The organism is Aquipseudomonas ullengensis, assembly GCF_014174475.1.
GTDB lineage: Bacteria > Pseudomonadota > Gammaproteobacteria > Pseudomonadales > Pseudomonadaceae > Aquipseudomonas > Aquipseudomonas ullengensis.
Map to the genome: position 1 here is coordinate 346,967 of NZ_JACJUD010000003.1, position 18,217 is coordinate 365,183.

Here is an 18,217-nt window from a genome sequence, read left to right on the forward strand (position 1 = left end):
AGCCGGGGAAGTCGGGGTTGGCCCTCGTCGGGGCGCCAATGCGAGCCTTGGCACTGGGCGTTGTCCGGCTTTGTAGCGGAAGCGCCTGGTGCGGGTCGACTAGAAATTCTTGATCGGGCTTATTCACGTTTCAAAGGCGTTCTGTAGCCAGTTCAATTCAGTGTTCTGGCCGGGGCCGATGGCCACCACGTCAAAGCGGCAGGGCGATCTGGACCAGCGGCTCTCCTGCTGCAGGAAGTGCTGTGCGGCCAGGGTCAGGCGTTCACGCTTGCGCGCGTCAACGCTTTCCAGTGCGCCGCCCCAGCCGTTGTGCCGCCGGTAGCGAACCTCGACGAATACTACTGTATCGCCGTCGAGCATGACCAGATCGAGCTCGCCGCGCCGGCACAGCCAGTTCTGCGCCAGCAGGCGCAGGCCGTTGCGTTCCAGGTGGCTGCGGGCCTGTGCTTCGGCAGCGCGCCCGGTTTCGCTCTTGCTATTGATTGCTGCTGTCCGGCAGGCGCTGAACCTGGCCATTGCGAAACTCGGCCCACGGCAGCTGGCGCTCGATGCGCTGCGCTGGATTCAGGCTGAGGTTGCCGGACAGGCCTTCGACGCGACTGTCGGGCAGGGCCTTGAGTTGGCTCAGGCGCGGCGCCAGGCGGTAGGCGTCGACGCCCATGGCGTACAGGCGACCGAGGCTGCCGGCGGCTTGTGGCCACTGGCTGTCCACCTGCTGGCGCAGCGGGTCGTTGGCGTCCAACAGCCAGGGCGTCTCGCAGAAGCGGATGCCTTCCAGATCCATGTACTGCGCCGGGTTGGTGCCGCCAGTGTAGAGGTGCGAGGTGGCGTAGACCGGCACGTCGCCAGCGTACTGGAAGGCCAGGGTCGGTTTGATCTGCTGGGCTTGCTGTGGGGTGGCGGCGAGGAAGATGAAGTCGATGTCCTGGCGGCGTGCCGGCTGGCCGGCGACGGCGGTGCCGAGGGTGCTCTGCAGGCGCTTGGCGCGGCTTTCGCTTTCACGCAGCTGGAACAGGTCGGCGATCTGCTGGGCCAGCTCCACTGGTTGGTCGACATGCTCGGCGGCGATCAGGCTGCCGCCGGCGTTCTGCCAACTCTGCTGGAAGGCGGCCAGGACGCGGTCGCCCCATTCGCCACGCGGCACCAGGGCTACGGCCCGGCGCATGCCGTCGGCCCAGGCGCGACGGGCGACTTCCCGCGCTTCGTCTTCGGCGGCGAGACCGAACTGGAACAGCTGTGCCGGCGACTCGCGGCCTGCATCGCTGTAGTTCAGCGCCAGGGTGGTCAGTGGCAGCTGTGGGCGCTCGCTGAGTTGTTTGACCAGCGGTTTCTCCAGCGGGCCGATCACCAGTTGCACGCCATCGGCCTGGGCCTGGCGATAGAAGTCATCCAGCGAGGACAGACGCGAGCTGTCGTAGAACTGCACTTGCGGCGGGTTCTGCCCGGCCTGCTGGGCCTGGTAGTGGGCAGCCATGAAGCCGTCGCGCAGGGCGCGTGCCACGGCGGCCAGTTGGCCTTGTTCCGGCAGCAGCAGGGCGATCTTTTGCAGCGGCTGGCCCGCGAGCTCCTTGAGCTTGCTCAGTTGTTGCGGCAGTTGCTCGGCGGCCGGGTGCTGCGGGTGCTGAACTTTCCAGGCGTCGATGGCGGCAAGTTGCTGATCCGGTGTGCCGGCGCTCTTGGTGGCCAGGGCCAGGCTCAGCCAGCCGTCCAGGTCGCTGTCGCCGGAGCTTTGCAGCTGGCTCTGCGGCAAGCTGGCGACCAGCGCCCAGATCGCCTCATGGTTGGCGCTGGCGGCGTTACCGCTGAGTAGCGGGGCAATGTAGACGCGCTCGCGGGCGGCAGCCAGGGTCTGGCCATCGGCTTCCAGGGCGCGGGCGCGAACCAGTTGGGTGCGTGCCTGTTGTTCAACCGGCAGTTCGCCAAGGCGCTCGAGGCTCGGGTGCTGCAAAGCGCTGAGGGCGCTTTTCGGTTTATTGCGGGCCATTGCCAGCTCGGCGCTCAGGGTGCTGGCGAAAACCTGTTGGGCCGGTTTTAGGCCTTCCAGTGGTACATCTTCGAGAATGCGCGTGGCGCGGCCCAGATCTTGTTGCTGATAAGCCAGGTCGGCAGCGGACAGGCGCAGCGATGCGGCCTCTTCGGCGGGGCTGGCGGCGGCTTGCTGCAGCAGCTGTTCGATACTGGCTTGTGGCGTGCGCGGCAGTTCGCCCAGGGTGGACGAGGGCGAGCTGGCGCAGGCGGCAAGCAGGCCGGCGAGGCAGAAGGCGGAAAGCGGGCGCAGGCAGGCGATCATGTAAACGTTCCTGGTACTTGATCAGATGAGTGCCGAATTGTACCCAAGGCCCGAGCCCCGTGCGATGCCGCTGCGGCGAAACGGGCTACAATGCGCGCTTTCCGACTTTTCGAGGTGTGCCTGTGAGCGTTTCCGCCGTTTCCGATGTCGTTGCCGGCACGTTGTATGTGGTCGCCACGCCCATCGGTAACCTCGACGACATCAGCGCCCGCGCCCTGCGCATTCTGCGTGAAGTGGCGTTGATAGCGGCGGAAGACACGCGTCACTCGATCCGCCTGCTGCAACACTTCGGTATAGCCACGCCGCTGGCGGCCTGTCATGAGCACAACGAGCGCGAGCAGGGTGGGCGCTTTCTCACCCGGCTGCAGGCGGGTGAGGATGTCGCGTTGATCTCCGATGCCGGTACGCCGTTGATCTCCGATCCGGGCTTCCATCTGGTGCGCGCGGCGCGGGCTGCCGGGGTGCGGGTGGTGCCGGTGCCGGGCGCATGTGCGCTGGTTGCAGCACTGTCGGCTGCGGGTTTGCCTTCCGATCGTTTCAGTTTCGAGGGTTTTCTGCCGGCCAAGACGGTGGGGCGGCAGGCGCGCCTGCAGCAGGTGGCGGAGGATTCGCGCACGCTGATTTTCTATGAGGCGCCGCATCGCATTCTCGAGTGCATTGCCGATATGCGCGATGTGTTCGGTGCTGATCGCCCGGCCGTGTTGGGGCGCGAACTGACCAAAACCTTCGAAACGCTCAAGGGCCTGCCGCTGGGCGAGTTGCACGATTGGGTGGCGGCGGACAGCAATCAGCAGCGCGGTGAATGCGTACTGCTGGTGGCCGGTTGGCAGGAGCCCGAGGGCGATGAGGCGGTGAGTGGTGAAGCGCTGCGCGTGCTCGATCTTCTGTTAGGTGAAATGCCGCTCAAGCGCGCGGCAGCACTGGCTGCAGAGATCACCGGGGTGCGCAAAAACCTGCTTTATCAGGTTGCGCTTGAGCGGCAAAAGGACGCTTGAGCTTGTTCTGAAGCGTTCGGGTCGCTACCCTTGGCGCTGGAGAGTCGATCGGACAGTCGCCGCCTTCGCAAGAAGGGGGAGGAAAGTCCGGGCTCCAAAGGGCGGAGTGCCAGGTAACGCCTGGGAGGCGTGAGCCTACGGAAAGTGCCACAGAAAATAACCGCCTAAGCGCGCAAGCGCCGGTAAGGGTGAAAAGGTGCGGTAAGAGCGCACCGCGCGGCTGGCAACAGTCCGTGGCTAGGTAAACCCCACTCGGAGCAAGACCAAATAGGGTTCCATTGGCGTGGCCCGCGCTGGAACCGGGTAGGTTGCTAGAGGCGTGCAGTGATGTACGTCGTAGAGGAATGACTGTCCTCGACAGAACCCGGCTTACAGATCGACTCTCCTCCTTTTTCTCCCGCCTGTTTCATCTCTGTATCCCCTCTTCGTAATACCGAAAAAATCTTACTCTTAAGAAACTACTTTAAGTTCGAAGTCTAACCTCATGGACTTGCTGAAAGTCGTGCCGAAAACCCTCTCGTTTTACCCTCGCAGAACCCCCTCTTAGTTCGCTAAATCTCCGTCATATAAGGACTTTTCCCCTTTTGCGCGCCTTGACGGTGGGGTGCTCGCATTTCTATAGTGTGTCGAAGTGGCACGAAGTGGCATGAAGTGGGTCAATTGGGCACGGAAAGCTAATTACAGTGGGGAAGCGCAGCCTTGTTTCGCGGAGCTAACGCCATCAGTCTCGACGCCAAAGGGCGACTCGCGATGCCGAGCCGGTATCGTGACGAGCTCGTTTCGCGTTGTGCCGGCCAGCTCATTGTCACCATCGATGCCATCGACCCCTGCCTCTGTGTCTATCCGCTGCCCGAGTGGGAGCTGATCGAAGCCAAGCTCCGTGAGTTGCCTTCCCTGCGCGAAGAAACCCGCCGCCTGCAGCGTCTGTTGATCGGCAATGCCGTCGACCTAGAGCTGGATGGCAGTGGTCGTTTCCTCGTGCCGCCGCGCCTGCGCGCCCATGCCGGTCTGGATAAGCACGCGATGCTGGTCGGCCAACTGAACAAATTCCAGCTGTGGAACGAGGATGCCTGGAACGCACTTGCTGATGCTGACCTGGCCGCCATCAAACAACCCGGCGCTCTGCCGGACGACCTGCGTGACCTGATCCTGTGACCATGACCAATAGCTTCCGCCATATCACCGTGCTGCTCGACGAAGCCGTCGACGGCCTCGCCGTGCGGGCGGATGGCTGCTACCTGGATGGCACCTTCGGTCGCGGAGGGCACAGCCGGCTGATACTCGAAAGGCTCGGTTCAGACGGTCGCCTGCTGGGTTTCGACAAGGACCCACTGGCGATTGCGACGGGAAATGCACTGGCGGCCGAAGACGGCCGCTTCGTCGTTGTGCAGCGCAGCTTTGCTGAGCTGGGCGATGAGGCTGCGGTGCGCGGCCTGGTGGGCAAGGTCGATGGCATTCTGCTCGACCTCGGCGTGTCCTCGCCGCAGTTGGACGATGCCGAGCGCGGCTTCAGCTTCCTCAATGACGGCCCGCTGGACATGCGCATGAACCCGGATGCCGGCGTCAGCGCCGCCGAGTTCATCGCCAGCGCCAGCGCCGAGGAAATTGCCCGGGTATTCAAGGAATATGGCGAAGAGCGCTTCGCCAAGCGCATGGCGCGGGCCGTGGTCGAGCGTCGTGCGCTGAAGGCGTTCGAGCGTACTGGCGACCTGGCTGCCGTGCTCACCGAGGCCAATCCGGCCTGGGAGAAAGGCAAGAATCCGGCGACCCGTGCCTTCCAGGGGTTGCGCATCTATATCAATAACGAGCTGGGTGATCTGGAAGGCGGCCTCGATGCGGCCCTGGAAAGCCTGGCTGTGGGTGGGCGCCTGGTGGTGATCAGCTTCCACTCGCTGGAAGATCGTATCGTCAAACAGTTCATGAAGCGCCATGCCAAGGGCGAAGCCGACACGCTGCCGCGCGATCTGCCGATCATCCCCAAGGCGTTCGAGCCACGTCTCAAGTTGCTGGGCAAGCCGCAGTTCGCCTCCGAGGCCGAGCTCAAGGCCAACCCGCGCTCGCGCAGTGCGGTAATGCGTGTGGCGGAGAAGCTGCGATGAACCGCCTGTTCGCCAAGCCGTTGCCGCCTGGCAGCACCATTTTGCTGGTGCTGTTCGTCGCGGTGCTGCTGTCGGCGATTGCTGTCTCCTATAGCGCGCATTGGAATCGCCAGTTGCTCAACGGCCTGTATGGCGAACTCAGTGTGCGCGACAAGGCGCAGGCAGAGTGGGGGCGGTTGATTCTCGAGCAGAGCACCTGGACCGCACACAACCGTATTGAAGCCCTGGCCAGCGGCCAGCTGCATATGCGTATTCCCGAGCCCGCCGAAGTGCAGATGGTGGCGCCATGACCGGCCTCGAAGGCGCTCTCTATCCCTGGCGTTTCCGCCTGGTGCTGGCGCTGCTGGCATTGATGGTCGGGGCGATCTCCTGGCGCATCATCGATCTGCATGTGATCGATCATGACTTCCTTCAGGCCCATGGTGACGCGCGCAGCATGCGGCACATCCCGATTCCGGCACACCGTGGCCTGATCACCGATCGCAATGGCGAGCCGCTGGCCGTCAGTACGCCAGTGATCACCCTGTGGGCCAACGGCAAGGAACTGGCCAAGGCGCGTGATCAGTGGCCGACCCTGGCGGCAGCACTGGGTCAGGAGCCCAAGGGCTTCACTCAACGTCTGGAACAGGCCAGCGAGCGCGAGTTCATGTACCTCGTGCGTGGCCTGACGCCCGAGCAGGGCGAGCAGGTGCTCGCCCTCAAGGTGCCGGGCGTCTATAGCCTGGAAGAGTTCCGCCGTTTCTACCCGGCTGGCGAAGTGGCCGCTCACGTGATCGGCTTCACCGACGTCGACGACCGCGGTCGTGAAGGTGTGGAACTGGCTTTCGACGAGTGGCTGGCCGGCGTGGCGGGCAAGCGTCAGGTGCTCAAGGATCGCCGCGGTCGTCTGATCAAGGACGTACAGGTCAGCCAGAACGCCAAGGCCGGCAAGACCCTGGCCCTGTCCATCGACCTGCGCCTGCAGTACCTGGCCCACCGCGAGCTGCGCAATGCGCTGATCGAGAACGGCGCCAAGGCCGGCAGCCTGGTGATGATCGACGTGAAGACCGGCGAAGTGCTGGCCATGGTCAACCAGCCGACCTACAACCCGAATAATCGCCGTAATCTGCAGCCCGCCGCCATGCGTAACCGCGCGATGATCGACGTGTTCGAGCCGGGCTCCACGGTCAAACCGCTGTCGATGAGCGCCGCCCTGAAGACCGGGCGCTGGAAGCCGACCGACCAGGTCGAAGTCTGGCCAGGTTCGCTGCAGATCGGTCGCTACACCATCAAGGACGTGTCCAAGACCCAGGGTCGTGTGCTCGATCTGACCGGCATTCTGATCAACTCCAGTAACGTCGGCATGAGCAAGGTCGCCTTCGATATCGGCGGTGAAGCCATCCACGACCTGATGAGCAATGTCGGTTTTGGCCAGGACACCGGCCTTGGTTTTCCCGGTGAGCGCGTCGGTACGCTGCCGAGCCACCGCGAATGGCGCCAGGCCGAGACCGCTACCTTGTCTTACGGCTACGGCCTGTCGGTGACGGCGATCCAGCTGGCCCATGCCTATGCCACCCTGGCCAACAACGGCAAGGTGCTGCCCCTTTCGATGACCCGCGTGGATAACAAGCCCGAGGGCGCACAAGTGCTGCCCGAGGACGTCGCCAAGACCATGCAGGGCATGCTGCAACAAGTGATCGAGGCGCCGCGCGGGGTGTTCCGCGCCCAGGTGCCGGGCTACCACGTGTCCGGCAAGAGTGGCACCGCGCGCAAGGCTAGCGTCGGCACCAAGGGCTACACCGCCAATGCCTACCGCTCCATGTTTGCCGGCTTCGCGCCGAGCAGCAATCCGCGCATTGCGATGGTGGTGGTGATCGACGAGCCAAGCAAGGCTGGCTACTTCGGCGGCCTGGTCTCCGCCCCCGTATTCAGCAAGGTCATGGCCGGCTCGCTGCGCCTGATGAACATTACCCCGGACAACCTGCCGCCGCCGGTCGATCCGAACGCCGTGCAGCCGCAAACCGCGGATGCTGGCGGTAGCAAGGGAGGGCGCATCTGATGCCCATGCCACTGAACCAACTGCTGCCGCAGGCACGTACATCCACCCTGATCCGTGAACTGACCCTGGATAGCCGCAAGGTGCGTCCGGGTGACCTGTTTCTCGCGGTGCCCGGCCTGGTGCAGGACGGGCGCAGCCATATCGCCGACGCCGTGGCCCGTGGCGCTACCGCCGTGGCCTACGAGGCCAGCGGTGCCGAGCCGATGACCGACGGTACTGCCGAACTGGTCGCGCTCAAGGATCTGGCTGGGCAGCTGTCGGCCATCGCCGGGCGCTTCTATGGCGAACCGAGCCGGGCGCTGCATCTGGTCGGCGTCACCGGGACCAATGGCAAGACCAGTGTCAGCCAATTGCTGGCTCAGGCGCTGGATCTGCTGGGCGAGCGCTGCGGCATCGTCGGTACCCTGGGCAACGGTTTCTTCGAAGCGCTGCAGAGCGGCCGCCACACCACGCCCGACCCAGTTGCCGTACAGGCGACCCTGGCCGATCTGAAACAGGCCGGCGCCCGCGCCGTGGCGATGGAAGTGTCGTCCCATGGCCTGGATCAGGGCCGGGTAGCTGCACTGGACTTCGACGTGGCGGTGTTCACCAACCTGTCGCGCGATCACCTCGACTACCACGGCACCATGGAAGCCTACGGCGCGGCCAAGGCCAAGCTGTTCTCCTGGCCGGAGCTGGGTTGCCGGGTGATCAATGTGGACGACGAGTTCGGTCGCCAATTGTCCGGGCAGCGTTCGGCCTCGCGCCTGATCAGCTACAGCCTGAACGACCGCGCCGCCTACCTGCACTGCCGCGAGTCGAGTTTCGATGACCATGGCGTGCGCGCCCTGGTCGCTACGCCACAAGGTGAAGGCAACCTGCGCAGCCCGCTGCTCGGTCGCTTCAACCTGAGCAACCTGCTGGCGGTGGTCGGTGCGCTGCTCGGCCTGAACTACCCGCTGGATGAAATCCTCCGCGTAATGCCACAGCTGCAAGGTCCAGTCGGGCGCATGCAGCGCTTCGGCGGTGGCAAGCTGCCGCTGGTGGTGGTGGACTACGCGCACACCCCGGATGCCCTGGAAAAAGTCCTCGAAGCCCTGCGTCCGCACGTGACCGGTCGGCTGCTGTGCCTGTTCGGCTGCGGCGGTGATCGCGACAGCGGCAAGCGTCCGCTGATGGCTGAAGTGGCCGAGCGCCTGGCCGATGCCGTACTGGTCACCGACGACAACCCGCGTACGGAAGATCCGGCGCAGATCGTCGCCGATATCCGCGCCGGCTTCGCCCAACCGGAACAGGTCGAATTCGTTCATGGCCGTGGCCAGGCCATTGCCCAGCTGATCGCCAGTGCCGTCGCCGGTGATGTGGTGGTGCTGGCCGGCAAGGGTCACGAGGATTACCAGGAGATCGCTGGCGTACGCCACGCTTTCTCCGATCTGGACGAAACCACCAAGGCCCTGCAGGCCTGGGAGGTCGCTCATGCTTAAGCCGTTGCTGCTGAGCGAAGTAGCTACCGCGCTGAATGCGCGCGTATTGGGCGCCGACGTGGCGTTCGCTGCCGTGTCCACCGACAGCCGCAAGATCGAGGCTGGCCAGCTGTTCATCGCCCTCAGCGGGCCGAACTTCGACGGCCATGATTACCTGGCCGACGTCGCTGCCAAGGGCGCCGTTGCTGCCCTGGTCCAGCGCGAGGTGGCGGATGCGCCGCTGCCGCAACTGCTGGTGCAGGACACGCGCATCGCTCTGGGCCAGCTCGGCGCGCTCAATCGCGCCGCCTTTACCCGCCCGCTGGCTGCCGTGACCGGCTCCAGCGGCAAGACCACGGTCAAAGAAATGCTCGCCAGCATCCTGCGTGCCGGCCTGCACGGTGACGTGCTGGCCACGCGCGGCAACCTCAACAACGACCTCGGCGCACCGCTGACCCTGCTCGAACTGGCTCCTGCGCATGTCGCGGCGGTGATCGAGCTGGGCGCCAACCATGTCGGCGAGATCGCCTACACCGTTGGCCTGGCCCGTCCGCAAGTGGCCATCATCACCAACGCAGGGGTCGCCCATGTCGGCGAGTTTGGCGGGCCGGACAAGATCATCGAAGCCAAGGGCGAGATTCTCGAAGGCCTGGCGGCAGACGGCGTGGCCGTGCTCAACCGTGACGACAAGGCGTTCGCCACCTGGCAGGCCCGCGCCGCTGGCCGCCCGGTACTGAGTTTCGCCTTGCACGACAGCGGCGCCGATTTCCATGCCAGCGACCTGGCCCGCGACGCCCGTGGCTGCATGGCCTTCACCCTGCAGAGCCCGGCGGGCAGTGCGCGCATCCAGCTCAATCTGCTGGGCCCGCACAACGTCACCAACGCACTGGCCGCTGCGGCGGCTGCCCATGTGCTCGGGGTGCCGCTGGTCGGGATCCAGGCCGGGCTGGAAAACCTGCAGCCGGTCAAGGGCCGCGCCGTTGCTCAGTTGGCGCCCAATGGCGTGCGCGTGATCGACGACACCTACAACGCCAACCCGATTTCGATGTGCGCCGCCGTTGATATACTCGCCGGCTTCTCCGGTCGCACCGTCCTGGTGCTGGGAGATATTGGCGAGTTGGGCGAGTGGGCCGAGCAGGGCCATCGCGATGTCGGCGCTTACGCCGCCGGCAAGGCCGACGCGCTGTACGCGGTGGGTCCGCTGATGACCCATGCCGTCCAGGCCTTCGGCGCGCAGGGGCAACATTTCGCCGACCAAGCCAGCCTGATCGCAGCCGTTAGCCGCGAGTCGGGCGACACCACCATTCTAATTAAAGGTTCGCGCAGCGCGGCGATGGAAAAAGTCGTCGCGGCTTTGCTTGAGAGCAATGCGCGCGCAACAGGGGAGAGTCACTAAATGCTGCTGCTGCTGGCGGAGTACCTGCAACAGTTCTACACCGGTTTCGGTGTGTTCCAGTACCTGACCCTGCGCGGGATCCTCGGCGTGTTGACCGCCCTGGCCCTGTCGCTGTGGCTCGGTCCGTGGATGATCCGCACCCTGCAAATTCGCCAGATCGGCCAATCGGTACGCAACGACGGCCCGCAGTCGCACCTGTCGAAGAAGGGCACGCCGACCATGGGTGGCGCGCTGATCCTCTCGGCCATCGCCGTCAGCACCCTGCTCTGGGCAGACCTGACCAACCGCTATGTATGGACGGTGCTGGCCGTGACCCTGCTGTTCGGCGCCATCGGCTGGGTCGACGACTATCGCAAGGTGATCGAGAAGAACTCGCGCGGCCTGCCGAGCCGCTGGAAGTATTTCTGGCAATCGGTATTCGGCCTGGGCGCGGCGGTCTTCCTTTATATGACCGCGCAGAGCCCGGTGGAAACCACCCTGATCCTGCCAGTGCTCAAGGACGTTGCCATTCCCCTGGGCGCGGGCTTCGTGGTGCTGACCTATTTCGTCATCGTCGGTACCAGTAACGCCGTCAATCTGACCGACGGCCTCGACGGCCTGGCCATCCTGCCGACCGTGCTGGTGGCCGGTGCGCTGGCGATCTTCTGCTACCTGTCGGGCAACATCAAATTCGCCGACTACCTGCTGATTCCTTATGTGCCGGGCGCGGGCGAGCTGATCGTGTTCTGCGCGGCGCTGGTCGGTGCCGGCCTCGGCTTCCTCTGGTTCAACACCTACCCGGCCCAGGTCTTCATGGGTGACGTAGGCGCGCTGGCCCTGGGCGCGGCGCTGGGCACCATCGCCGTGATCGTCCGCCAGGAAATCGTCCTGTTCATCATGGGTGGCGTGTTCGTCATGGAAACCCTGTCGGTGATCATCCAGGTCGCCAGCTTCAAGCTGACCGGCAAGCGCGTGTTCCGCATGGCGCCGATCCACCACCACTTCGAACTCAAAGGCTGGCCCGAGCCGCGCGTGATCGTGCGTTTCTGGATCATCACCGTAATTCTCGTCCTGGTTGGCCTGGCCACCCTGAAACTGAGGTAATAAGAGTGTCGCTGATCGCTTCCGACCAGTTCCGCATCGTTGTCGGCCTCGGCAAGAGCGGCATGTCCCTGGTGCGCTTCCTCGCGCAACAGGGCGTGCGCTTCGCCGTGGCGGATACGCGCGCGAACCCGCCGGAGCTGGCGACCCTGCAGCGCGACTATCCGCAGGTGGACGTGCGTTGCGGCGAGTTGGATGTGGAGTTCCTCTGCCGCGCCTCGGAGCTGTACGTGAGCCCGGGCCTGGCTATTGCCACCCCAGCGTTGCAGGCCGCGGCCGCGCGCGGGGTCAAGCTGTCCGGCGACATCGATCTGTTCGCCCGCCATGCCAAGGCACCGATCATCGCCATCACCGGTTCCAATGCCAAAAGCACCGTGACCACCCTGGTGGGTGAAATGGCAGCGGCGGCCGGCAAGAAGGTCGCGGTTGGCGGTAACCTAGGCACGCCGGCGCTGGACCTACTGAATGACGAGGTCGAGCTGTATGTGCTCGAACTCTCCAGCTTCCAGCTGGAAACCACCGATCAACTGAATGCCGAAGTGGCGACCTGCCTGAACGTCAGCGAAGACCATATGGATCGCTACGCCGGCATGCCGCAGTACCACCTGGCCAAGCACCGCATCTTCCGTGGCGCCCGCCAGGTGGTGGTGAATCGCGATGACGCGCTGTCGCGGCCGCTGATTGCCGACCAGGTTCCGTGCTGGAGCTTTGGCCTGGGCAAGCCGGACTTCAAACGCTTCGGCCTGATCGAGGAGGGCGGCGAGAAGTTCCTCGCCTTCCAGTTCGAAACCCTGCTGCCGACTGCTGCACTGAAAATGCGTGGCGCGCACAACCAGAGCAACGCCCTGGCGGCCCTGGCCCTCGGCCACGCAGTCGGCCTGCCGTTCGCGCCGATGCTGCAGACCCTGCAAACGTTTGCCGGCCTGGCTCATCGTTGCCAGTGGGTGCGTGAGCTGCGCGGGGTGAGCTACTACGACGACTCCAAGGCCACCAACGTCGGCGCCGCACTGGCCGCCATCGAAGGCCTGGGCGCAGATATCGCCGGCAAGCTGGTGCTGATCGCCGGTGGCGACGGCAAGGGCGCCGACTTCTCCGCGCTGAAAGCGCCAGCGGCCAAGTTCTGCCGCGCCGTGGTGCTGCTCGGTCGCGATGCCGAGCGGCTGGCCGAGACACTGGGTGATGCGGTACCGCAGGTGCGCCTGAGCACGCTCGACGAAGCCGTGCAGTGCAGCGCCGAACTGGCCCAGCCGGGCGATGCCGTGCTGCTGTCGCCGGCCTGCGCCAGCCTGGACATGTTCAAGAACTTTGAAGAGCGCGGGCGCCTGTTTGCCCAGGCTGCGGAGGCCCTGCAATGAGCCTGATCGCCCGCATGCTCGCCGCGCCCTCGCCACTGCGTACCCGTCGTGGTGTCGATCTCGACTTCCCGCTGCTGGCCGGCAGCTTGGCCCTGCTCGGTCTGGGCCTGGTGATGATCACGTCGGCGTCCTCGGAAGTGGCCACGGCGCTGGCCGGCAACCCGATGTACTTCATGGTGCGCCACCTGATCTATCTGCTCATCGGCCTGGTGGCTGGTCTGCTGACCCTGATGATTCCGATGGCGATGTGGCAGCGTTATGGCGGCAGCCTGCTGCTGGTGGCCTTCGTCCTGCTGATCATGGTGCTGGTGCCGGGCATCGGTCGCGAGGTCAACGGGGCCAAACGCTGGATCGGTTTCGGCCTGTTCAACCTGCAGCCGTCCGAGCTGGCCAAGCTGTTCACCGTGATGTTCATTGCCGGCTACCTGGTGCGTCGCCAGGACGAGGTGCGCAACAAGCTCACCGGTTTCATCAAGCCGATGCTGCTGCTGGCACCGATTGCCGTGCTGCTGCTGGCCGAGCCGGACTTCGGCGCCACCGTGGTGCTGATGGGCGCTTCGATCGCCATGCTGTTCCTCGGCGGGGTCAACCTGCTGCGCTTCATCCCGCTGGTGGCTGGCGTGCTGGCACTCGGCGGCGTGGTGATGACCAGCCAGTCCTACCGCATGCAGCGCCTGACCAACTTCGTAGACCCCTGGGCCGATCCGTTCGGTGCTGGCTACCAGCTGAGCCAGGCACTGATCGCCTTCGGCCGTGGCGAGTGGTTCGGCGTCGGCCTGGGCAACAGCATCCAGAAGCAGTTCTACCTGCCGGAAGCGCACACCGACTTCGTGTTCGCCGTGCTGGCCGAGGAGTTGGGCATGATCGGCGCACTGGCCACCGTGGCGCTGTTCGTCTTTGTCAGCGTGCGCGCCCTGTACATCGGCCTGTGGGCGGAAAAGGCCAAGCAGTTCTTCTCCGCCTACGTGGCCTACGGCCTGGCTTTCCTGTGGATCGGCCAGGTGCTGATCAACATCGGGGTGAACGTCGGCCTGCTGCCGACCAAGGGCCTGACCCTGCCATTCCTCAGCTACGGCGGCAGCTCGCTGGTGATTTGCTGCGTGATCCTGGCCGTGCTGCTGCGCATCGAGTGGGAGCGTCGCACCCACCTGGGCAGCGAAGACGTCGAATTCAACGAAGCGGACTTTGCCGAGGAGGGCGCCGAACATGCCCGGTAATGTCCTGATTATGGCCGGCGGCACCGGCGGCCACGTGTTCCCGGCGCTGGCCTGTGCCCGCGAGTTCAAGGCGCGCGGCTACAGCGTGCACTGGCTGGGTACGCCGCGCGGTATCGAGAATGAGCTGGTGCCGGCTGCCGGTCTGCCGCTGCACCTGATCAACGTCAGTGGCCTGCGTGGCAAGAGCAAGCTGTCGCTGCTCAAGGCGCCGTTCCAGCTGGTCCGTGCCCTGTGGCAGGCGCGCCGGGTGATGCGTGAGCTGCAACCGGTGTGCGTGCTGGGCATGGGTGGCTATGTCACCGGTCCGGGTGGCCTGGCCGCCAAGTTGAATGGCGCGCCGCTGATCATCCAGGAGCAGAACGCCGTGGCCGGCACTGCCAACCGCAGCCTGGTGCCGTTCGCCAAGCGCGTGTGCGAAGGCTTCCCGAATACCTTCGGCCACAGTGCCAAGCGGCGTACCACCGGCAACCCGGTGCGCGAGGAACTGTTCCTGGAAACCCCGCGCGACGACCTGGCCAAGCGCCAGCCGCGTCTGCTGGTGCTGGGCGGCAGCCTGGGCGCCGAGCCGTTGAACAAACTGCTGCCGGCAGCACTGGGCAAAGTCGCCAGCGAGCTGCGTCCGCAAGTGTTCCATCAGGCCGGCAAGCAACATGATCAAGTGACTGCGGAGCGTTATCGCGAAGCTGCGGTCGAAGCCGAGGTCGCGCCCTTCATCAGCGATATGGCGCGTGCTTACGCCTGGGCTGATCTGGTGGTGTGCCGTGCCGGTGCGCTGACTGTCAGCGAGCTGGCTGCCGCTGGTCTGCCGTCCTTCCTGGTGCCGTTGCCCCACGCGATCGACGACCACCAGACCCGCAATGCCGAATATCTGGCGAAGGAGGGCGCTGCCTTCCTGCTCCCGCAACACGAGACTGACGCGGACACACTTGCCGCGCAGCTGACCGAGGTTCTGATGCACCCTGAAAAACTCAAGGCCATGGGCCGCACTGCGCGCAGCCTGGCCAAGCCGGATGCCACCCGTACGGTGGTGGATACTTGCCTGGAGGTGGCCCGTGGCTAAATCTCCCGCCGCCGCGCGTTCGGAAATCCGCCGCATGCGCCGCATCCGCCGCATCCACTTCGTTGGCATCGGTGGTGCCGGCATGTGTGGCATCGCCGAAGTGCTGCTCAACCTCGGCTACGAAGTCTCCGGTTCCGACCTCAAGGCCTCGGCCGTGACCGAGCGCCTGGAAAGCTTCGGCGCCATCATCTTCATCGGCCACCGCGCGGAGAACGCCGAACAGGCTGACGTGCTGGTGGTGTCGAGTGCAGTCAACACCAGCAACCCGGAAGTCGCCACCGCCCTGGAGCGCCGCATTCCGGTGGTGCCGCGTGCCGAGATGCTCGCCGAACTGATGCGCTACCGCCACGGCATCGCCGTCGCCGGTACCCACGGCAAAACCACCACCACCAGCCTGCTGGCCTCGGTATTCGCCGCCGGTGGCCTGGACCCGACCTTCGTCATCGGTGGCCGCCTGAACGCCGCCGGCACCAACGCCCAGCTCGGTAGCAGCCGCTACCTGATCGCCGAGGCCGACGAGAGCGACGCCAGCTTCCTGCACCTGCAGCCGATGGTCTCGGTGGTCACCAATATCGACATGGACCACATGAGCACCTATGGCGGTGACTTCAACGTCCTGAAGAAAACCTTCATCGAATTCCTGCACAACCTGCCGTTCTACGGCTTGGCTGTGCTCTGCGTGGATGATCCGGTGGTGCGCGAACTGCTGCCGCAGGTGGCGCGTCCGACCGTGACCTACGGCTTCGCCGAAGACGCCGACGTGCGCGCGATCAACGTGGTGCAGAAGGGCATGCAGACCCACTTCACCGTGCTGCGCCGCGACCGTGAGCCGCTGAACGTGTCGGTCAACATGCCGGGCAACCACAACGTGCTGAACTCCCTGGCGACCATCGCCATCGCCACCGACGAGGGCATCGACGATGCCGCCATCGTCGCCGGCCTGTCGGGTTTCCAGGGCGTCGGCCGGCGCTTCCAGGTCTACGGCGAACTGCCGGTGGACGGCGGCAGCGTGATGCTGGTCGACGACTACGGTCATCACCCGCGCGAAGTCGCGGCGGTGATCAAGGCCGTGCGCGGTGGCTGGGCCGAGCGCCGCTTGGTGATTCTCTATCAACCGCACCGCTACAGCCGTACCCGCGACCTCTACGACGACTTCGTGCAGGTGCTTGGCGATGCCAACGTGCTGCTGCTGATGGAGGTTTACCCGGCTGGCGAAGAGCCAATCCCGGGTGCCGACAGCCGTCACCTGTGCCACAGCATCCGTCAGCGTGGCCAGCTGGACCCAATCTACGTCGAGCGCGGTGTCGATCTCGCGCCGATCATCAAGCCGCTGCTGCGTCCTGGCGACATCCTGCTGTGCCAGGGTGCCGGTGATATCGGCGGCGTGGCTCCGCAATTGCTCAAGCATGCCCTGTTTCAAGGTGAGTCGAAATGAGTCTGCAATCCACCCTCGATCCCAAGGCCTTCGGTCGCGTCGCCGTGCTGTTCGGCGGCAAGAGCGCCGAGCGTGAGGTGTCGCTGAAATCCGGTGCGGCGGTGCTGGAAGCACTGCTGGCGGCTGGTGTGGACGCCTTCGGCATCGATGCCGGTGACGACCTGCTGCAGCGCCTGACCAGCGAGAAGATCGATCGCGCCTTTATCGTCCTGCACGGTCGTGGCGGCGAAGACGGTTCCATGCAGGGCCTGCTGGAATGTGCCGGCATCCCTTACACCGGCAGCGGCATCCTCGCTTCCGCCCTGGCCATGGACAAGCTGCGCACCAAGCGCGTGTGGCTGAGCCTTGGTCTGCCAACGCCGGCCCACGCCGCCCTGGCCTGTGAAGAAGACTGCCGCATGGCGGCTGCCGAGCTGGGCTTCCCGCTGTTCGTCAAGCCGGCCCACGAGGGGTCGAGCATCGGCATGGCCAAGGTCAGCGATGTCGATGCACTGATTGCCGCCTGGAAGGATGCCAGCCGTTACGACTCCCAGGTGCTGGTCGAGCAGATGATCGCCGGTCCTGAGTTCACCATCGCCATGCTGCGCGGCCAGGTGCTGCCACCGATTGCCTTGGGCACGCCGCACAGTTTCTACGACTACGACGCCAAGTACCTGGCCAATGACACCCAGTACCGGGTTCCCTGCGGACTCAGCGCCGACAAGGAAGCCGAACTGAAGGAACTCACCGCGCGCGCCTGTGAGGCCGTGGGCACCCAGGGCTGGGCACGCGCCGACGTGATGCAGGATGCCGCTGGCAAGTTCTGGCTGCTGGAAGTCAACACCGTACCGGGCATGACCGATCACAGCCTGGTTCCGATGGCCGCACGTGCTGCCGGTCTGGATTTCCAGCAGTTGGTGCTGGCGATTCTCGCCGACAGCGTTGAGGCAAGGGGTTAAGTCATGGTCGCCACTCTCCGCCATCCGCAACCTATCGGCCGCGCTCCCCAGCGTCAGCCGATAGCTGCGCGCGGAGCTAGCCGGATGGTGGCGCAGGAGCCGCTGTCGGCACGCGTTCCGCGTCCGGACCTGAGCGGGCTGAAGCGCCTGCTGTGGCCGGTGCTGCTGGTGGTGCTGGGGTTCGCGACCTATGAAGGCGCCCAGCGCCTGCTGCCGTATGCCGATCGGCCGATTGCGCGGGTCAGTGTGCAGGGCGAGCTGAGCTACATCAGCCAGCAGGTGGTGCAGGAGCGCATCGCGCCGTTCGTGGCGTCGAGCTTCTTCACCATCAACCTGGCTGGCATGCGTGCCGAGCTGGAACGCATGCCGTGGATCGCCCACGCCGAAGTGCGTCGGGTGTGGCCGGATCAGGTGGTGATCCACTTGGAAGAACAATTGCCGGTGGCGCGCTGGGGTGACGAGTCCCTGCTCAACAACCAGGGTCAAGCCTTCGCCCCGCGCGAGCTGACTCACTACGAACACCTGCCGTTGCTGTCCGGGCCGAAACGCGCCCAGCAGCAGGTGATGCAGCAGTACCAAGTGCTCAGCCAGATGTTGCGGCCGATGGGTTTTTCCATCACCCGCCTGGAGCTGCGTGAGCATGGCAGCTGGTTCCTCAGCACCGGGCAGGGCATTGAGCTGCTGCTGGGCCGGGATCACCTGGTGGAAAAAATACGTCGCCTGAGCACCATCTTCGACAAGGTGCTCAAGGCTCAGATCGCGAATATCGCGCGCATCGACCTGCGTTACTCCAACGGCCTGGCCGTGGCGTGGCGCACACCGGTCGCGCCTACGGCGGTGGAAACCGCCGCCGTGCAGTGAATCGAGGAGAA

Annotated in this window: 16 protein-coding genes and 1 other RNA gene; 15 read left to right on the forward strand and 2 right to left on the reverse strand. The window is 65.1% G+C overall.

Features of this window, described 5'->3' with window-relative positions; translation table 11 throughout:
* Window positions 1-123: 123 nt before the first annotated feature.
* Window positions 124-516, reverse strand: a complete 393-nt coding sequence (locus H3H51_RS10920; RefSeq protein WP_183089071.1) for a YraN family protein — start codon at window positions 514-516, stop codon at window positions 124-126.
* Window positions 476-2,290, reverse strand: a complete 1,815-nt coding sequence (locus H3H51_RS10925) for a penicillin-binding protein activator (protein ID WP_183089072.1) — start codon at window positions 2,288-2,290, stop codon at window positions 476-478. Before H3H51_RS10925 ends, H3H51_RS10920 begins: the two co-directional genes overlap by 41 nt.
* Before the next feature lie 122 nt (window positions 2,291-2,412).
* Between H3H51_RS10925 and rsmI the strand changes: the two genes are divergently transcribed.
* From rsmI to H3H51_RS11000, 15 genes are all read left to right on the forward strand, one after another.
* Window positions 2,413-3,285 carry a 16S rRNA (cytidine(1402)-2'-O)-methyltransferase gene (gene rsmI / locus H3H51_RS10930; RefSeq protein ID WP_183089073.1) on the forward strand — a complete coding sequence of 291 codons (873 nt, stop codon included), beginning with the start codon at window positions 2,413-2,415 and terminating at the stop codon, window positions 3,283-3,285.
* A gap of 40 nt (window positions 3,286-3,325) precedes the next feature.
* Window positions 3,326-3,673: RNase P RNA component class A (gene rnpB, locus H3H51_RS10935), an RNA gene on the forward strand.
* A 311-nt stretch (window positions 3,674-3,984) separates the two neighbouring features.
* The gene (mraZ, locus tag H3H51_RS10940; protein ID WP_183089074.1) at window positions 3,985-4,440 is read left to right on the forward strand and encodes a division/cell wall cluster transcriptional repressor MraZ; all 456 of its coding nucleotides are present in this window, start codon (window positions 3,985-3,987) and stop codon (window positions 4,438-4,440) included.
* 2 nt (window positions 4,441-4,442) lie between these two features.
* A complete protein-coding gene (rsmH, locus tag H3H51_RS10945) occupies window positions 4,443-5,384 on the forward strand; it encodes a 16S rRNA (cytosine(1402)-N(4))-methyltransferase RsmH (RefSeq protein ID WP_183089075.1) in 942 nt (313 codons plus the stop codon).
* Window positions 5,381-5,674: a cell division protein FtsL gene (ftsL, locus tag H3H51_RS10950; protein WP_183089076.1), complete on the forward strand. Its 294-nt coding sequence runs from the start codon at window positions 5,381-5,383 to the stop codon at window positions 5,672-5,674. The genes rsmH and ftsL overlap by 4 nt, the downstream gene beginning before the upstream one ends.
* On the forward strand, window positions 5,671-7,422 hold the full coding sequence (locus H3H51_RS10955; protein WP_183089077.1) for a peptidoglycan D,D-transpeptidase FtsI family protein: 1,752 nt from the start codon (window positions 5,671-5,673) through the stop codon (window positions 7,420-7,422). The genes ftsL and H3H51_RS10955 overlap by 4 nt, the downstream gene beginning before the upstream one ends.
* Window positions 7,422-8,885, forward strand: a complete 1,464-nt coding sequence (gene murE, locus H3H51_RS10960; protein ID WP_183089078.1) for a UDP-N-acetylmuramoyl-L-alanyl-D-glutamate--2,6-diaminopimelate ligase — start codon at window positions 7,422-7,424, stop codon at window positions 8,883-8,885. Before H3H51_RS10955 ends, murE begins: the two co-directional genes overlap by 1 nt.
* Window positions 8,878-10,260, forward strand: coding sequence for a UDP-N-acetylmuramoyl-tripeptide--D-alanyl-D-alanine ligase (locus tag H3H51_RS10965; protein WP_183089079.1), 1,383 nt, complete (start codon window positions 8,878-8,880; stop codon window positions 10,258-10,260). The genes murE and H3H51_RS10965 overlap by 8 nt, the downstream gene beginning before the upstream one ends.
* On the forward strand, window positions 10,261-11,343 hold the full coding sequence (mraY, locus tag H3H51_RS10970; RefSeq protein WP_183089080.1) for a phospho-N-acetylmuramoyl-pentapeptide-transferase: 1,083 nt from the start codon (window positions 10,261-10,263) through the stop codon (window positions 11,341-11,343). It abuts the gene before it with no gap.
* Between the two features lie 5 nt (window positions 11,344-11,348).
* Window positions 11,349-12,695, forward strand: a complete 1,347-nt coding sequence (murD, locus tag H3H51_RS10975; protein ID WP_183089081.1) for a UDP-N-acetylmuramoyl-L-alanine--D-glutamate ligase — start codon at window positions 11,349-11,351, stop codon at window positions 12,693-12,695.
* A complete protein-coding gene (gene ftsW, locus H3H51_RS10980) occupies window positions 12,692-13,912 on the forward strand; it encodes a putative lipid II flippase FtsW (protein ID WP_407926485.1) in 1,221 nt (406 codons plus the stop codon). Before murD ends, ftsW begins: the two co-directional genes overlap by 4 nt.
* Window positions 13,902-14,972: an undecaprenyldiphospho-muramoylpentapeptide beta-N-acetylglucosaminyltransferase gene (murG, locus tag H3H51_RS10985; protein ID WP_183089082.1), complete on the forward strand. Its 1,071-nt coding sequence runs from the start codon at window positions 13,902-13,904 to the stop codon at window positions 14,970-14,972. The genes ftsW and murG overlap by 11 nt, the downstream gene beginning before the upstream one ends.
* Window positions 14,965-16,407 (forward strand): UDP-N-acetylmuramate--L-alanine ligase, encoded by a 1,443-nt coding sequence (murC, locus tag H3H51_RS10990; RefSeq protein WP_183089083.1) that lies wholly within the window; start codon window positions 14,965-14,967, stop codon window positions 16,405-16,407. The genes murG and murC overlap by 8 nt, the downstream gene beginning before the upstream one ends.
* Complete coding sequence (locus H3H51_RS10995) at window positions 16,404-17,345, forward strand: D-alanine--D-alanine ligase (RefSeq protein ID WP_183089084.1); 942 nt, start codon at window positions 16,404-16,406, stop codon at window positions 17,343-17,345. Before murC ends, H3H51_RS10995 begins: the two co-directional genes overlap by 4 nt.
* A 3-nt stretch (window positions 17,346-17,348) precedes the next feature.
* Window positions 17,349-18,206: a cell division protein FtsQ/DivIB gene (locus H3H51_RS11000; RefSeq protein WP_183089085.1), complete on the forward strand. Its 858-nt coding sequence runs from the start codon at window positions 17,349-17,351 to the stop codon at window positions 18,204-18,206.
* Window positions 18,207-18,217 lie beyond the last annotated feature (11 nt).

Excerpts from the sequence above, each read along its gene's own strand:
- H3H51_RS10920 (WP_183089071.1), bottom strand. The coding sequence starts at position 516 with ATGGCCAGGTTCAGCGCCTGCCGGACAGCAGCAATCAATAGCAAGAGC.
- H3H51_RS10925 (WP_183089072.1), bottom strand. The coding sequence starts at position 2,290 with ATGATCGCCTGCCTGCGCCCGCTTTCCGCCTTCTGCCTCGCCGGCCTG.
- rsmH (WP_183089075.1), top strand. The coding sequence starts at position 4,443 with ATGACCAATAGCTTCCGCCATATCACCGTGCTGCTCGACGAAGCCGTC.
- ftsL (WP_183089076.1), top strand. The coding sequence starts at position 5,381 with ATGAACCGCCTGTTCGCCAAGCCGTTGCCGCCTGGCAGCACCATTTTG.
- H3H51_RS10955 (WP_183089077.1), top strand. The coding sequence starts at position 5,671 with ATGACCGGCCTCGAAGGCGCTCTCTATCCCTGGCGTTTCCGCCTGGTG.
- murE (WP_183089078.1), top strand. The coding sequence starts at position 7,422 with ATGCCCATGCCACTGAACCAACTGCTGCCGCAGGCACGTACATCCACC.
- H3H51_RS10965 (WP_183089079.1), top strand. The coding sequence starts at position 8,878 with ATGCTTAAGCCGTTGCTGCTGAGCGAAGTAGCTACCGCGCTGAATGCG.
- mraY (WP_183089080.1), top strand. The coding sequence starts at position 10,261 with ATGCTGCTGCTGCTGGCGGAGTACCTGCAACAGTTCTACACCGGTTTC.
- ftsW (WP_407926485.1), top strand. The coding sequence starts at position 12,692 with ATGAGCCTGATCGCCCGCATGCTCGCCGCGCCCTCGCCACTGCGTACC.
- murG (WP_183089082.1), top strand. The coding sequence starts at position 13,902 with ATGCCCGGTAATGTCCTGATTATGGCCGGCGGCACCGGCGGCCACGTG.
- H3H51_RS10995 (WP_183089084.1), top strand. The coding sequence starts at position 16,404 with ATGAGTCTGCAATCCACCCTCGATCCCAAGGCCTTCGGTCGCGTCGCC.
- H3H51_RS11000 (WP_183089085.1), top strand. The coding sequence starts at position 17,349 with ATGGTCGCCACTCTCCGCCATCCGCAACCTATCGGCCGCGCTCCCCAG.